The organism is Nitrosarchaeum sp., assembly GCF_025699065.1.
Taxonomy (GTDB): domain Archaea; phylum Thermoproteota; class Nitrososphaeria; order Nitrososphaerales; family Nitrosopumilaceae; genus Nitrosarchaeum.
Window position 1 is genome coordinate 1 of sequence record NZ_JAILWF010000004.1, and the last position, 14,422, is coordinate 14,422.

Sequence of the window (14,422 nt, forward strand, 5' to 3'; positions counted from 1 at the left end):
GGTGCTTTAGCAACTTTTGGTGCTTTAGCAACTTTTGGTGCTTTAGCAACTTTTGGTGCTTTAGCAACTTTTGGTGCTTTAGCAACTTTTGGTGCTTTAGCAACTTTTGGTGCTTTAGCAACTTTTGGTGCTTTAGCAACTTTTGCTTTTGGTTTAGCTTTGACTACTATTTCCTCTTCAATTTCTGGTTGAGATTTTGCAATTGTTTTTGCTTCAATAGAATCAGCTTCTACTCTAGCACGAAGTTTTGCTTTGTATTTCAGGTTTCGTGGTTTTGTTCTTAATCTGTATCCACAACATGGACACCAAAGACCTTCCCATTTGATGAATATTTCACAAATTTGACATCGACGTTGTCCAGAAGCATATCTTCCGGTTCCGACAGGCTTTTGAGCCTTGTATCTAACGCAAATTCCTTTACAAGTCATCTTAGTAATTTATTATAGAATTCATAACTATATAAGGATGGATAGATAATTTTTTCAAAATATTAATAAGAAATATGAAATAATTTTAAGTTATAATGCGATCAATGTTATTTGTTTGCAAGAAAAACACAAAATCTTCAATAAATATGTATAGCTAATTTGACATTAATTTTTTAAGAAATTATTCGTATTTATAATTAAAAAATGGAGATAAAGATCGAATTTTCATTAAAAAATCATCCAGTTATTGAAAGTGGTAAAATTGAATAACGAAATCCTTCTCTTTGAGAGATATATTTTGCAGAGAGCATATCACGTTTTCCTCTTTGATTAAAATTTTTAATTTTTAAACTGGTTTTATGTTCATCAACAAACTCTAATTCAAAAGAAGAACAAAATTTCAGATTCAGCATATTTACTATTTCATTTGCAATGTTCATGTTGCCATTGCCTATTTTGACTATTTTTCGTCTGGCTCGTAGACCTCCTAAAATTTTGATAATATGTAATACTAATTCTTCAACAGATGAATTAAAAGAGCTTTCAATTTCTCTTCCATAATAAAATACAGAGAGACCAATAATTTGACCAGGATCAATTCCAATGATTAGATCTTGTTCATAACCCATGGATAATTTTTGAATCATTAATCCACGAATTACTGTGGGATGTTCTTCGAGTATATCCTCATGTAACATAGGTTTTTCACATTCCAATGGAGCTTCTTTTCTAGTAGTCAAAACTAAATCTCCATCATAATTTAGGATGTCTTCTGGAAGTATAGAATCAAACGATATGTTCAAAGCCTTCAAGGAAATGGAAAATCTATAATATGGTTTACCGTACGTAGTAGCAAGTCCAATACGAGAGTTCAGTAATGGATCGATGTTAAAGTTAAACAAAATATCTGATTTAGGTTTATGCCTTCAAAACAGTTGACACGACATGTTTCACTGCTTCATCAAAATGAGCATCAATATTGGATTGAATTTCAGATAGTTTAGATTTGCCTTCTTTAGTAATTTTTTCAGATTCTACAGCAGCTTTTGATTTTGAAGCATTGATGATATTTTCAGCCTCTTTTGTAGCCATTTCTCGTGTTTTTTCTAAAAGTTTATCAATTTCATTTATTGCTTTCACCGAGAGCTGTTTTTTCATATCAGCCACTTTACCGTTAAGTGAGTCTAGATTATCCTCCAAGCCATTTAGTGATTGAATAATTCCAGTTACTTTAGATTCGGCCATACTACTCATAATGTTATTTTTTCAAATCCATTACTTAAATCATTCATTTTATGGGTGTTTTTAGGCATAAATAAGAATGAGATATCATCCAGAAGTCAAAAGAAGTATTGCTCTAGCCAGATCGCCTTTGGCTTCTTCTAGAGCAGTTTTAGCCTTTTCTTCATCCACACCAGCTTGCTGACTTACTAGCTGAATATCTTCTTCAGAAAATATTGGAACTTCTAATTCTCGTTCTTCATAACTATCGGCAGTAACTGTGAAAATAGAATTATCCTTAGCCTTCATTTCTGTTACAGATGGTTTTGAAACAATGATCTCTTTTTTATCAGTCTTAATTATTACTTCTTGAACATTTGGGATCTCTTTCATATCAAGACCCATTTTATCCATCATTCTTCGCATTTCACGATTTCCACCGCGCATCATAATGTTGATTCTCCTCTATGACTTTTTAAACTATCTCTAACCCTGACAGCCATTCCTCTATTAAAATCAGAAATCATTTCAGAAGACAATACTGCTTTTCCTACTGCAATTACTTTATTTTTATAAAGTACTGGAGTATCAGATGCAATTCGTATATTTTTGCCACACCATACAACATGTTTACAGAAAACGGATTTTCCATCTTGAACAAATGGTGCTGCTTCCTGATTAACTTCTAAACAATTTTCTTTGAATTTTTTGCTTTTTAACAAAATCTGAGCAAAATAGGGACTAATAGCCAAGCCCCCATCGATTCTCAATGTACATAGTAATTTGCCTTTTTCAGATACAGTTTTAATTCTACCAGTTTTTCTTGAGAATACAATTTCAATATTTTTAGGTAGGTACTTTGAAACTCCACTTCCAAATAATGCATCAAGTGTGTACTTTAATTTCAGAGTTTGATCCACTTATACAATAGATAAATTTCGGAATATTAGTTCAATGCAAGTATATATTGTTAGAGATAAACTATATAGATTGTAATCTTTAACATAGTTTATGGATGAAAAGGAAGAAACAAGAAAAATTCAATTTACAGGTAAATCATCATACATAGTTTCATTACCAAAACAATGGATTATGGATCTTGGTCTTAAACAAGGAGACCAAATTAGAATGGTAAGAAAAGATTCATCAACATTAGAGATTTATCCGCCAAAATTTGAAACTAGATCTCAAAAGAAAGAAGATGCCACAATTGAGATAGAAGATGAAGAGACATTTGCAATTGTAAGAAAATTAATTTCATTGTATTTTTTAGGGTATAAAACAATCAACATAAAACCAAAAAGTGGAAGGCTTAATCCCAATCAAAGAAATGCTGTAAAAGAAGCTGTAAAAAGAATGTTGATGGGTTCTGAAATAATATCAGATTCCAGTAGTGGAATTACAATTCAAGTTCTTGTTAATTTACTAGAACTTAGTGTCGATGGTGCAATCAAACGTATGATTCATCTAGCAAAATCAATGTCAAATGATGCAATTTTAGCAATGAGTGAAAATAATTTAGAATTAGCCCGTGAAGTAATCAATACTGATGATGAGGTAGACAGATTTGGATTTTATATTATCAGACAGTTAAAAATTGCAATTCAAAATGAACATATGTTAAAAGAAATGGGTTTTAAAAATGCTAGAGATTGTCTTGGATATAGATTAGTAGTAAAAAATATTGAAAGAACTGGAGATCATGCGGTGCTTATAGCAAATGACATAATAGAATTTAAAAAACCAGTAAAGAAAGAGATCGTAGAAAAAATTCATGATATGAACGAATTTGCATTATCGGTTTTAGATGATTCATGTCTAGCATTATTCAAAGAAGATTATGTCCAAGCTGAAAAAACAATTGAGAAGACAAATGAGATTGTAAAATATGAGAAAAGAGTAAGAGATGCATCAAAATCGCTTAAAGATGATGAAGAGATCTATAGAATTCGACGAATGACTGAAAACATAAGGCGAATATCAGAGTATGCTAGCGATATAGCAGAAATTGTTCTCAATATGAATATAGAAAAATCATTAAAAAAGACTACTACGTAATTATGCCTAAAACAGACATAAAAAAACAATAATTTTTGTATTAAAATAATTAGTGAAGCTTTAACTTGAGCAACACATGGCATTATAATAAATAAAATGAATTCTGCAATACTAATCACATATGATAAAGAAGATGCAGTTACTGAAGCTATTGGATTATGTGATGCAGCAGGAATACGAGTAATTCATACAATAAAACAACATTTTCTGAAAAAACCAAAATATGGAATAGGTGGAGGGGTATTAGAAAAATTAATAGAAATTGCAGATAAGCTCAAACCAGATGTTATTGTTTTTGATGAAATATTAAAACCAAGTCAAAATTACAATCTAGCTTCAGCATTGCATAGAGAGATTCTAGATAGAGAAGCACTTATTCTAGAAATTTTTGAAACTAGAGCGTCAAGTGCCGAATCTAAATTGCAAGTCAAATTAGCTCAACTGCGATATGAATTGGTTAGAGCTAAAGAAAAAGTACGACTTTCTAGTATGGGGGAACAACCAGGGTTTATGGGAATAGGAAAATTTGAGATTGATGTGTATCATGATGATATTAAACATAGAATGCAATCAATAAAATCAAAACTTGAAAAAGCTGGAAAACAAAGAGAGCTTCACAGACAAGGAAGAAAAAGACTTGGATTTAAAACCATTTCACTTGCAGGATATACTTCATCTGGAAAAACAACATTGTTTAATAAAATTACAGGTGAATCTAAAGAACAAAGTAAAAGTCTATTCACTACTCTTTCTACAACTACAAGGAGATTTTCTATAGACCAAGAACCATTTTTAATTGCAGATACAGTTGGGTTCATCAGTAAATTACCTGCATATATGATTGATGCATTCAAATCTACCTTAGAGGAATTAATTCATACAGATATCATAATAGTTGTAATTGACATTAATGATTCTTTGTTAGAATTACGAAAAAAATTTGCAAGCTGTATGAGAACTTTAAGTGAATTAGGTGTTGAAATGGATAGAATAATTTTTGCTTTAAATAAATCTGATTTATTAAAAGCTGAAGAAATTGAAGAAAAAATTGAAATTTTGAATTTAAAAGATTATAAAAAACGTATTACTATATCAGCTAAAACAGGACATAATCTTACAGAGTTAAAAAATTTAATCAAAGCAATTATTCAAAATCAAAAATCGCCAGAATATAAAAAAGAAACATCAATTGGATTTGATAATACATATGGTAATTGAAGTTGTAAGAATAGGACAGCGATTGGTAAGAGATGATAGAGTTACCACACATGTAGCTTTAGTTGCTAGAGCTTTTGGGTGTAGTAAAATATTCATGACTGAAGTTAATCCAGAAATTAAAGATACATTAGAAAAAATAAACAATACGTGGGGTGGAGATTTTGTTGTTGAATTTATTGATAATTGGAAATCAATTGTAAAAATGAAGAAAAAAAATAGTAAAATAGTTCATCTCACGATGTATGGAGAAAACATTAATGATGTAGATATGCAACTTAGAAAAGAAGAAAATTTACTAATAGTTGTAGGTGCTGAAAAAGTTCCAAGAGAAATCTATGAACTTGCAGATTATAATGTAGGAATTGGAAACCAACCCCATTCTGAGATTAGTGCATTAGCCATTATTCTTGATCGCATTCAAAAAGGGGAGCAATTTAAGAATAGTTTTCCTGGGGCTAAAAGAAAGATCATACCCACAAGAAATGGCAAAAATGTACTTGTAAGAGGAACAAGGGATTAATAATAGAAAATTATCAATCAATAAAGTTGGTAGACAAATACGAAGACCCTTTTGTTAGAATTGCATCCATGATAGGAGGAGATGAATATCTCAAAGTTGCCAGATCACTTTTGAAGGCAGAAGATGCTACGGATGAAGAAATTGCAAGTTCTACAGGTTTGAGGATAAACATGGTAAGAAAGGTTTTGTATGATCTCTTTGGAAAGTCACTAATCACAGGAATTAGAGTTAAAGACGAACGTAAAGGATGGTTTGTTTATAGATGGAGAACTCGTAGAGAAGAAGTAGAACATTTCATAGAAAGTCAAAAAAAGAAAATTACAGAAAGATTGCAACAAAGATTTGATTATGAAAATTATTCAGATTTTTATCATTGTGGAAATGAAGATTGCCACAGAGTTACTTTTGAGGATGCTTTAGAAGGGATGTTCAAGTGTCCATCATGCGGGAATGTCTTGAACTTAAAAAAGAACGACAAATCAAAAAAAGCGTATTCTAAAAAAATTGACGAAATTAAAAAAGATATGCAACAGACGTTCTAGCATTAATGCTAGAAAATATTAGTTGTTAAAAATTTGGGATCTAAGTTACTAAATTAAATAGGAGAATTGGTGAGATACATCCTGAATCAAATAACTACAACAAATCCAGCAACTGGTGAAGAAATTTCTAAATTTAATCCAATGGATAAAGATCAAGTATTTCAGCTAGTTGGAAAGGCAAGAAGAGCTTTTCCTGAGTGGAAAAAAGATTATGAAAAACGTCGTAGTTACATCTACAATTTAGTTGAATATTTAAAAAAGAACAAAATGGAATTGGCAAAAGTTGCAACATCTGAAATGGGAAAAACAATCAAAGAATCAATTGGTGAAGTTGAAAAATGTGCTTGGGCCTTAGAGTATTATGCGGATAACGGGGATAGTTTACTTGCTGATGAAGTACTAAATACGGATGCAAGAAAAAGCTTTCTTACTTTTGAACCACTTGGAGTGATTGGTTCAATCATGCCATGGAATTTTCCTTATTGGCAAGCTCTAAGATTTGCTGCGCCTTGTTTAATGGCAGGAAATGTAATCGTAATGAAACCTTCTAGAGTAACCATGCAATCAGGTCTTGAGATTGAAAAAGCATTTACAGAATCGGGAGTACCAGATGGAATATTTCAAACAATAATAGGAAGTGTAGAATCTGCCAATCACTTAATTGATTCTGATGTCAACGCAGTGACATTTACAGGAAGCACTGATGCTGGTGCAAAAGTAGGTCAACGAGCTGCTATGAATTTAAAAAAATGCGTTTTAGAACTTGGAGGAAGTGATCCATTTATTATATTAGATGATGCAATTATTGAAAAAGCTGCTGAAGGTGCTGTTAAAGGTAGATTCATCAATTGTGGACAAAGCTGTGTTGCATCTAAAAGATTTTTTGTTGGAAAAAATATTGCTAAAGATTTTATTGAATCATTTATTAAAAAAGCTTCACAACTAAAAGTTGGAGATCCTACTTTAATTGAAACTGACATAGGACCTTTATCAAGTAAAGGGGGATTAGAAACAATTTCAGGAATTGTAGAAGATGCAAAAGAGAAGGGAGCTGAGATTCTTTTAGGCGGTTCACAAATTGATGGAAAGGGATACTTCTATCAACCTACAATTCTTACCAATGTTAAACCAAATATGAGAATTGCTAAGGAGGAAACATTTGGGCCGGTTGCACCCATAACTATAGTTGAAAATGAAAGTGAAGCAGTGAAATTGGCAAACAATACAGAATTTGGATTAGGGGCAAGTATTTGGACCAAAGACTTGGCAAAAGCTGAAAAAATGTCAAGAAGAATAGAATCAGGGATAGTTAGTGTAAATAATGTGGTTATTTCAGATCCAAGAATTCCTTTTGGAGGAATAAAACATAGCGGATTTGGAAGAGAGTTATCAAGATACGGAATTCTCGAATTTGTAAATATTAAATCTGTTAGATTTTATGATAATTTGAGTCATCATCATTATGTAGAATAAGTTATCATTAATCATCGTCCTCATCGTCATAATCACATTCTTCTAACTCTATATGAGTAGGGTTACGATTATCATCAAAGTATATTTCTACACATATTTCAGATGCTAAAGTAGAGGCTAAAGTTTCAGCTATATCCTTTGGAAAATTACTATCAAGACTAGAATTTGATGAATATTTGTACTCAGTAATTTCATCTTCATGATAGAAATCTATCTCAATATTGCCATTTACATATTTTCTGACTCCAACAACCTGACCAAATATGCTGTAAGCCAAATCTAACTTCCTTGTTTTGAAACATCGCTTGTGAGAGTTTCAGCTAATTGTTCATAGTATTCTCTAGTTTTTCCAGTTTCTTTTAATTTTGATTCTTCAATTTCATTGAGTTCCATATCGACCTTTTTTGAAACATATTGTAAGCGTGCTTCAGCCATCATGAATAATTTATTATTTTCTTTCCATAAATGTTCTGTTATGTGTTCTACATATTGTTGCATATCAGTAATCAATTTTGTAGAATCTCCTGTTAAAATATAATTTTTGGCAGAGACTTCCATTTCTTTTCCAATTTCTCTAGAACGTTCGTGATCTATTAACATCATTGCTATAGGGCCCATGTGACGTGGCATTCCCGCTTGTTCTAATGCAGGAAATAAAGAATTCTCTTCCTTACTATGATGACAAACATCTGTAAAATTTTTAGAGAAATCGATAACAGGTAGCAATATAGATTCAGGAATTTGTTTACCATCATTTAGAAGTTGAATTGTTGATTCCATTGCTTTGATAACTTTTTCAATTAGCTCATGATCTCGTCTTAGTGATGTAGTTGACACAACTATTACAAATAAAATCCAATATCTATATCTTATTCAGATTTTAAATAATTAAAAGATAGGAAATTAGTTAACGAATAATTCGTTAACAATTTTGTGTCTTTAACGATTAGAGAGGCTTTTTGCTTTAACAAATGCCCAAATCTTTTTTGTCATTTCACTTGGTGCAATAGGTTTGTTACCAAAAACTTGTTCTACAGTTTCTTTACGACCTGCAAAACTAATTGCATAACCACCAAATGCTGGTTTTTTGGACTTGCTTGATGATTTTGCTGCAGTTTTTGATTTTTTACTAGTGCTTTTAGTTGTAGTATTCTTTTTTGTAGCTTTCTTTTTTGCTGCCAATTTCTTATTATATTTTAAATTAAGTATAAGAACTTACACTTTTGTATAATGCAAAATGAGGTAATTTTCAAGTTTTTTTATTGTATTTAATCTGAGTCTAGGGGATTTTTTGATTTTATCAAAACCTTTTCCTTGAACAAATGTGATTGCATCAGTTCCTCCAATAATAAATGGAGAAATAGCAATCAAAATTTCATCAAATAGATCATCATAAATAAATTGCCAGTTAACAGTACCACCGCCTTCTACCAAAATATTTTTAATTTTTCTTTTACTTAGACGATTCATTAAAGATTTTATGTTCACTGAGTTTTCACCAGTCATTATAATTTCAACTGGAAATTTTTTTAATTTTTTTAAATTTGATTTACTAATTTTTTTTGAAACAGCAATAATAGTTGGAATTTTATTAGATGTTTGTAAAATTTTTGAATTAATGTTAATTGTTCCTCTTGAATCTAAAATTATTCTTATAGGATTTTTTCCCTTTACGTATCTTACTGTAAGCAGTGGATCATCTCTTTGAACTGTATTTTTTCCTACAAGAATTGCATCAACTTTTGAACGAAGTTTATGAATTCTTATTTTATCTTTTTTCGAAGATAGTTTTGAATCCCCGAATCGTGTAGCAATTTTTCCATCAATAGAAATGGCTGCACTTAAAATTACATGGGGTCTAGATTTTTCCATGAACTATTTTACCTCCAATCATCACAGCACGAATATTAGATTCGGATGCTCTATGAACTATAGATGCGTGAATATTATGCATTGGCTCTAAGTCTAATGAATGTTTGTTGATAAAAATACCATCCGCAAGTTTACCAATTTCAATTACTCCAATATCTTTATTCAAAATTTTTCCACCATTCACAGTAGCCATTTTTAAAATTTCTTTTGGCTCTATTCTTTTTTTATGAATACCCATTGTTACTTTCCACAAATAATCCATCTCTCTAAACATATCTGGTGAATTAATCATCACATTATCAGTACCTAATCCTATAGTACAACCAACTTTTTTCATTAACTCAATATCAGGAATTCCTTCAGCAAGTGCAGCGTTTGCTCTTGGGCAAATTACTATTCCAGAAGTTTTTTTTGATGCAGAGCGCAGATCATTTAATGATGCATGTGTCATATGTACCAAAAAATGGGGTTTCATTGTAAGTGCACGTGTGGTTTCAGATATTCCGGTAATCTTTTTGGATTTAGAAACACTTTGTTTTGTTTCAGATGAATGAATAGCACGAAGTTTAGGCGTGGAAGAGTAGTAATTTAGTACAGACAAGCTGTTTTCATTTGCTCCACTCACTCCAATTCCATCACATTTTTTTAATAATTCTATAAGCTCATTCATTTTAGTTTTGGGCATAGGTTTGTTTTTTTTTATTTCAGATGTTCCTTGATAGAATTCTAATCTACCAAGAATAATTCCACGTATTTGTAATTTAGATAGAATTTGTTTTAGTAGTAAAACACCTTCAAATCCACCTTCTCGAAAATCTACAAAAGTTGTAATTCCTTTATTTATCATAGACTGACAGGAATATTTCATAAAACTTGCTAGATGATTTTTTTCAGTATTTTTTAGAATTAATGGTTTTACACCAGACACAGGATGAATTCTTTTGTCAACAGAACTATTTAGAACAACATCTTTTCCTATAGAATCGCCTATATGAGTATGACAGTTTACAAATCCTGGAATTAACAGTAAACCTTCACAATCAAACGATTCATCGTTTGTTTTCTCTTCAATATTAGATTTTATTTGTTTAAATCTTGAATCTTGTATTTTTATATCGATTTTTGGAACAAAATCTAATTCTTTACCTAATAGAACACTGACATTTTTGATTAGCATGATAATTCATACACAGTTGGTTTTTCTTTTCCTGAATCTCTAATTTCTCTTATTGTATCAAGAGATTTTGTTGCAAGTTTTACAGCATCTCTAGCATTTTTGGCATTACCTATTCCACAATTCAAAGTAATATTATCTTCATTTTTAATTAATGCAATGAAATCTTTAACGGATTGTTTAGCTTCATCGTTTGCAACAACCATAAAATTATCTCCACCCATAAAAAATGTGAGAGAATTTTTTTGTAGAAAAAATTTTGACATTTTTGCATATAGACTAAAAATTATGGAAGTAGTTTCATAAGGAGAAATTATTTTTCTTTTTGATGTAAGATTCTCTACATCAAAATGCATTATGGATACTTTGTTATCAGAATGACCATTAATAAATCCAAAAATTGAAAATTCCTTGTTTAGAAAGATCTCATTTTTTTTACCTTCATATGCTTTCAGATTTGCAGCAAATGGGGAATCAGCATAACCAATAGACATGGATAATCGTATATCAAAAGAATTTTCAAGATTTTTCTGAATTTCAATATGATCCTCCAGTGTTAATCCATTAGAAACTGCAAAAAATTCATCCGCTCTATTTAAAAAAACAAGACAATTTTTTTCTGAGAACAATTTTTGAATTTCTTGATATAAGGATGCCTGAAGCATTTGAAGTGCATGTTCCCTGTCACTACCAAGAGTTAGAGTCCATGGACCATATCCACTAATCTTCAATATACTAAGTTGAATCATTTTTGAATCCTTTTTAATTCATTGAAGATTTTTACAACTGATTCCACTGCACGTTCTGCTACTGGTCGAATTCTGGCATATGCATGCCTATCCTGCATTCCAGGCCCAGTTATTCCTAAAGACACAGGTTTTTGATATTTAATAGACAATGCTGTAAGCGCATTTGCCGTAGAATGTGCAATTACTTCATCATGTTTAGTTTGTCCTTTAATTATTGCACCAAGAGTAACTACTCCATCAACATCATTTTTTTGTAACAGTGCGTCAATAACTATAGGCATATCAAATGCACCTGGAACTTTACAAATATAATTTATTTTTAATTTCATTTTTTTTACTTTTTCCTCTGCAACAGAAAGCATCCTAAACGTCACCTCTTCATTGAATTCCGAAACCACTATTGCAATATTCAAAATTAATGCACCTTAGCAAATTCTAATAATTCTTTTCCATCAATTAATGGAATTGCATTTTGTTTTGCATATTTTTCTGCCTTATCAACAGATAAAGCAGTATAGGTTTGAGCATCCATCATTTCACAAATTGCAGTAACTGGAGTTAATCCTGCAATTTTACTAAGGTATACAGACATTTCGGTATGACCTTGTCTTTTTGATAATAATCCTTCTGAGGCAATTAATAATGGAACATGACCAGGTGTTTTAAAAGAAGAAACAAATTTTTTCTTTTTGTTTTCTACCTTGAAAATATTTGCCATTTCTCTTATTGTCAATGATCTGTCTTTGTCTGTTATACCAGTATAAGTTTGATAATGATTAACTGAAATTGAAAATGTTGGATGATCACCATATGGAGCAAGTCCCATGATCATTTCTTTATTAGAAATTGTGGAGTTTGCTAAAATTTCATGCATGTATCGTAATTCTAGAGAATTTGCAAAATTATGCTCAATTGCAATACATAAAAGTCCACCTGCATGTTGTCGCATCCTTGCAACATGTTCTGGAGTTACAAATTCTGCAGCAACTACCATATCTATTTCATTTTCTCTTCCTGCAGAATCAAATAATAATACAAACTCACCACGTTTTAATGATTCAATCCCAGATTCAAGAGACATATGCAAAAATCAACAATAAACTGATTATAAAGTTTACTAAAAAATTGGTAATTACCATAAAAATGGTATTATAACAATTTTATTTTAAAATGTATTTACCCAGTATATCTGTCTCAATGTTAATCTTATCACCAACATTTTTAATTTTAAAATTAGTCTTTTCCATTGTATGAGGAATTAGACATACTGAAGCAAGATTATTTTTAATATCTACTACGGTTAGACTAATTCCATCTATTGCAATTGAACCTTTTTTCACAACATATTTTGTCAAGTTTTTTGGAATTTCAAACCAAACTTGAACTTCTTTAGGTTTAGTTTCTATTTTTTGAATGGTACCAACACCATCTACATGACCTAAAACAAAATGTCCTTCTAATCGCTCACCAGCTTTTAGACTTCTTTCAATATTAACAATATCACCAGGTTTTAGATTCCCTAGATCAGTTTTACGAGTAGTTTCCTCGATCATTTCAAAAATGCATTTAGTGTTAGAAAGTTTGGTAGCTGTAAGACAAACACCATTCAAAGATACGCTTTGTCCTATTTTCAAACCTTTTGCATGTTTTCCTAAATTTACCGTCATTTGAATAGAACTTCTAGTTTTTGTGTTTTTGGAAATTTTCTCAATTTTTCCTATTCCCTCAACTATTCCAGTAAACATCATCTATGTTGTAAAATTGCTTTGTATAAATTGATTTTCTTGTTAATACAGATGTTATTTTTTATTGGATAATTCATCAAATTCGTTTTGACAGAATTGATGAAAAACAGTACACTTGTTTTTTTTGGCATCAGCAATGATTTTTGTCATATCTTTTACTAAAACACCCTGTGCAGCTAAAAAAGCCTCATCGGTCATACCTAATTTTTCAAACGCTTTAGATTTAGCAATTGATGCTTCGTTTAAGCTAGGATCTTCAATTTGTGCTTTATCATAAAATTCGATAGATTCTTTATAATTTTTTAAATGGTTTAAGGAGATAGCCTTATTCATCAATGCAGTAATATCGTTACTATCAATTTTTAGTGTTTTATCATAAAATTCTATAGCTTCGGTATGTCGATCTAATTCATTTAATGACAGACCTAAACTATTGAATGCCCAAGTATCTGTAGAATCGTGTTCAAGAATAATGTTACAGCAACTTATGACATCATTATATCGTTTTAACTTTTCAAGGGAGTAAATTTTATTTTTTAAAGCATAGTTATCATAATTTTTTATTTTCAATACTTCATCACAATAGATGATTGCATCCTCATATCTTGCTAAATGTATTAAAGCCAATGCAGAATTTTGGAGTGCCACCATATCAGTTGGACTATTAGAAAGTAACTTTTGACAATAATTATACATTTCATCATATTGTCCAGATTCAAACATTCTTTTGATTACAACTGTAGGGTCTAGTAGATTAATCAATTGTACCATTACAATATTAGAATAACAAGTCTTTATTCTATTCGAAAAGATAAAAAATGTTATTTAATAAAATTATTTCAATACTTTTCTAAGAGTTTCATTAAGGACCTTAGAATAACTGTATGAAGATTGCTCTTGCTGAATCATTTTGGCTTGACGAAGTCTTATTTTTTTATCCAGATCATCATCAATCATTATTGTTACACGTTTACTCATTGTACTTAGTAATTTATGATGATTTCAATATAAGATTATATGAAATGTCCCAATTGTGGGAATAGATTTAACCATTAATTACAGAGATAATTTGTTCCATGTTAAACGGTTTACGAATTAAAGGAATAGATAATTTTTCTAATTTTTCTTCAGTTGAATAACTACTATCTCCACTCACAGCGATGATTTTTGCATTAGAACTTATTTCTTGAATTTTTTTGATTGCATAAAAACCACTTCCATTTGGCATCATTATATCAATTAAGACAACATCGGGGGCTTTTTCTTTGTAAAGTTTGATTGCAGTTATACCATCATAACCACTACCCACAACTTTAATGCCCTTTTCCTCCAAAAATTCACCAAATAATCTAACTGTATCTTCATCATCATCAATCACAATAACGGAACGTTTCACAATAGTCATGATTAATCACACATGCT

22 protein-coding genes are annotated in these 14,422 nt (G+C 30.6%); 5 read left to right on the top strand and 17 right to left on the bottom strand.

The genetic code is table 11. The annotated features are described in order from the left end of the window. The 5 genes from K5782_RS05310 to K5782_RS05330 all read right to left on the bottom strand — a co-directional run. The coding region (locus K5782_RS05310) for a hypothetical protein (RefSeq protein WP_297464646.1) at positions 1-428 on the bottom strand (428 nt) is incomplete at its 3' end. Between the two features lie 236 nt (positions 429-664). Continuing rightward, on the bottom strand, positions 665-1,240 hold the full coding sequence (locus K5782_RS05315) for a hypothetical protein (protein WP_297464648.1): 576 nt from the start codon (positions 1,238-1,240) through the stop codon (positions 665-667). Between the two features lie 106 nt (positions 1,241-1,346). Then, on the bottom strand, positions 1,347-1,682 hold the full coding sequence (locus K5782_RS05320) for a hypothetical protein (RefSeq protein WP_007551463.1): 336 nt from the start codon (positions 1,680-1,682) through the stop codon (positions 1,347-1,349). Positions 1,683-1,757: 75 nt separating this feature from the next. Further along, positions 1,758-2,099 (bottom strand): nascent polypeptide-associated complex protein, encoded by a 342-nt coding sequence (locus K5782_RS05325; protein WP_007551465.1) that lies wholly within the window; start codon positions 2,097-2,099, stop codon positions 1,758-1,760. Continuing rightward, entirely contained in the window at positions 2,096-2,569 is a 474-nt protein-coding gene (locus K5782_RS05330; protein ID WP_297464653.1) for a PUA domain-containing protein, read from the bottom strand. The genes K5782_RS05325 and K5782_RS05330 overlap by 4 nt, the downstream gene beginning before the upstream one ends. A 91-nt stretch (positions 2,570-2,660) precedes the next feature. Between K5782_RS05330 and K5782_RS05335 the strand changes: the two genes are divergently transcribed. The 5 genes from K5782_RS05335 (at position 2,661) to K5782_RS05355 (ending at position 7,460) form a co-directional block, all read left to right on the top strand. Further along, positions 2,661-3,707: a phosphate uptake regulator PhoU gene (locus K5782_RS05335; protein WP_297464655.1), complete on the top strand. Its 1,047-nt coding sequence runs from the start codon at positions 2,661-2,663 to the stop codon at positions 3,705-3,707. 96 nt (positions 3,708-3,803) lie between these two features. Next, positions 3,804-4,925, top strand: a complete 1,122-nt coding sequence (gene hflX / locus K5782_RS05340) for a GTPase HflX (RefSeq protein ID WP_297464657.1) — start codon at positions 3,804-3,806, stop codon at positions 4,923-4,925. Beyond that, positions 4,915-5,445: a tRNA (cytidine(56)-2'-O)-methyltransferase gene (locus K5782_RS05345; protein ID WP_297464659.1), complete on the top strand. Its 531-nt coding sequence runs from the start codon at positions 4,915-4,917 to the stop codon at positions 5,443-5,445. Before hflX ends, K5782_RS05345 begins: the two co-directional genes overlap by 11 nt. Positions 5,446-5,471: 26 nt before the next feature. Then, positions 5,472-5,987, top strand: coding sequence for a transcription factor (locus K5782_RS05350; protein WP_007551470.1), 516 nt, complete (start codon positions 5,472-5,474; stop codon positions 5,985-5,987). A gap of 81 nt (positions 5,988-6,068) precedes the next feature. Further along, positions 6,069-7,460: an NAD-dependent succinate-semialdehyde dehydrogenase gene (locus tag K5782_RS05355; protein ID WP_366069473.1), complete on the top strand. Its 1,392-nt coding sequence runs from the start codon at positions 6,069-6,071 to the stop codon at positions 7,458-7,460. A 7-nt stretch (positions 7,461-7,467) separates the two neighbouring features. Here the strand turns inward: K5782_RS05355 and K5782_RS05360 are convergent, their stop codons facing one another. The 12 genes from K5782_RS05360 to K5782_RS05415 form a co-directional block, all read right to left on the bottom strand. After that, positions 7,468-7,737: a hypothetical protein gene (locus K5782_RS05360; RefSeq protein ID WP_297464664.1), complete on the bottom strand. Its 270-nt coding sequence runs from the start codon at positions 7,735-7,737 to the stop codon at positions 7,468-7,470. Between the two features lie 2 nt (positions 7,738-7,739). Further along, positions 7,740-8,297: a hemerythrin domain-containing protein gene (locus K5782_RS05365; RefSeq protein ID WP_297464667.1), complete on the bottom strand. Its 558-nt coding sequence runs from the start codon at positions 8,295-8,297 to the stop codon at positions 7,740-7,742. 102 nt (positions 8,298-8,399) lie between these two features. Then, a complete protein-coding gene (locus tag K5782_RS05370; protein ID WP_297464669.1) occupies positions 8,400-8,642 on the bottom strand; it encodes a hypothetical protein in 243 nt (80 codons plus the stop codon). A gap of 33 nt (positions 8,643-8,675) precedes the next feature. Then, positions 8,676-9,332 (bottom strand): 2,5-diamino-6-(ribosylamino)-4(3H)-pyrimidinone 5'-phosphate reductase, encoded by a 657-nt coding sequence (locus tag K5782_RS05375; RefSeq protein ID WP_297464670.1) that lies wholly within the window; start codon positions 9,330-9,332, stop codon positions 8,676-8,678. Beyond that, entirely contained in the window at positions 9,319-10,509 is a 1,191-nt protein-coding gene (locus K5782_RS05380; RefSeq protein WP_297464673.1) for an amidohydrolase family protein, read from the bottom strand. Before K5782_RS05380 ends, K5782_RS05375 begins: the two co-directional genes overlap by 14 nt. Then, a complete protein-coding gene (locus tag K5782_RS05385; protein WP_297464675.1) occupies positions 10,503-11,255 on the bottom strand; it encodes a GTP cyclohydrolase IIa in 753 nt (250 codons plus the stop codon). Before K5782_RS05385 ends, K5782_RS05380 begins: the two co-directional genes overlap by 7 nt. Then, positions 11,252-11,668 (bottom strand): 6,7-dimethyl-8-ribityllumazine synthase, encoded by a 417-nt coding sequence (gene ribH, locus K5782_RS05390; RefSeq protein ID WP_297464677.1) that lies wholly within the window; start codon positions 11,666-11,668, stop codon positions 11,252-11,254. Before ribH ends, K5782_RS05385 begins: the two co-directional genes overlap by 4 nt. 2 nt (positions 11,669-11,670) lie before the next feature. Further along, the gene (ribB, locus tag K5782_RS05395) at positions 11,671-12,336 is read right to left on the bottom strand and encodes a 3,4-dihydroxy-2-butanone-4-phosphate synthase (protein WP_297464679.1); all 666 of its coding nucleotides are present in this window, start codon (positions 12,334-12,336) and stop codon (positions 11,671-11,673) included. A 79-nt stretch (positions 12,337-12,415) separates the two neighbouring features. Further along, positions 12,416-13,000, bottom strand: a complete 585-nt coding sequence (locus tag K5782_RS05400; protein ID WP_366069475.1) for a riboflavin synthase — start codon at positions 12,998-13,000, stop codon at positions 12,416-12,418. A gap of 54 nt (positions 13,001-13,054) precedes the next feature. Then, positions 13,055-13,723 carry a hypothetical protein gene (locus K5782_RS05405; protein WP_297464683.1) on the bottom strand — a complete coding sequence of 223 codons (669 nt, stop codon included), beginning with the start codon at positions 13,721-13,723 and terminating at the stop codon, positions 13,055-13,057. A gap of 111 nt (positions 13,724-13,834) precedes the next feature. After that, a complete protein-coding gene (locus tag K5782_RS05410; RefSeq protein ID WP_007551484.1) occupies positions 13,835-13,978 on the bottom strand; it encodes a hypothetical protein in 144 nt (47 codons plus the stop codon). Positions 13,979-14,045: 67 nt separating this feature from the next. Continuing rightward, the gene (locus K5782_RS05415) at positions 14,046-14,396 is read right to left on the bottom strand and encodes a response regulator (protein WP_297465050.1); all 351 of its coding nucleotides are present in this window, start codon (positions 14,394-14,396) and stop codon (positions 14,046-14,048) included. Positions 14,397-14,422: the final 26 nt, after the last annotated feature.

Coding starts and splice junctions, on each gene's coding strand:
- K5782_RS05320 (WP_007551463.1), bottom strand. CDS start 1,682: ATGAGTAGTATGGCCGAATCTAAAGTAACTGGAATTATTCAATCACTA.
- K5782_RS05325 (WP_007551465.1), bottom strand. CDS start 2,099: ATGATGCGCGGTGGAAATCGTGAAATGCGAAGAATGATGGATAAAATG.
- K5782_RS05335 (WP_297464655.1), top strand. CDS start 2,661: ATGGATGAAAAGGAAGAAACAAGAAAAATTCAATTTACAGGTAAATCA.
- hflX (WP_297464657.1), top strand. CDS start 3,804: ATGAATTCTGCAATACTAATCACATATGATAAAGAAGATGCAGTTACT.
- K5782_RS05345 (WP_297464659.1), top strand. CDS start 4,915: ATGGTAATTGAAGTTGTAAGAATAGGACAGCGATTGGTAAGAGATGAT.
- K5782_RS05375 (WP_297464670.1), bottom strand. CDS start 9,332: ATGGAAAAATCTAGACCCCATGTAATTTTAAGTGCAGCCATTTCTATT.
- K5782_RS05380 (WP_297464673.1), bottom strand. CDS start 10,509: ATGCTAATCAAAAATGTCAGTGTTCTATTAGGTAAAGAATTAGATTTT.
- K5782_RS05385 (WP_297464675.1), bottom strand. CDS start 11,255: ATGATTCAACTTAGTATATTGAAGATTAGTGGATATGGTCCATGGACT.
- ribB (WP_297464679.1), bottom strand. CDS start 12,336: ATGTCTCTTGAATCTGGGATTGAATCATTAAAACGTGGTGAGTTTGTA.
- K5782_RS05400 (WP_366069475.1), bottom strand. CDS start 13,000: ATGTTTACTGGAATAGTTGAGGGAATAGGAAAAATTGAGAAAATTTCC.
- K5782_RS05405 (WP_297464683.1), bottom strand. CDS start 13,723: ATGTTTGAATCTGGACAATATGATGAAATGTATAATTATTGTCAAAAG.
- K5782_RS05410 (WP_007551484.1), bottom strand. CDS start 13,978: ATGAGTAAACGTGTAACAATAATGATTGATGATGATCTGGATAAAAAA.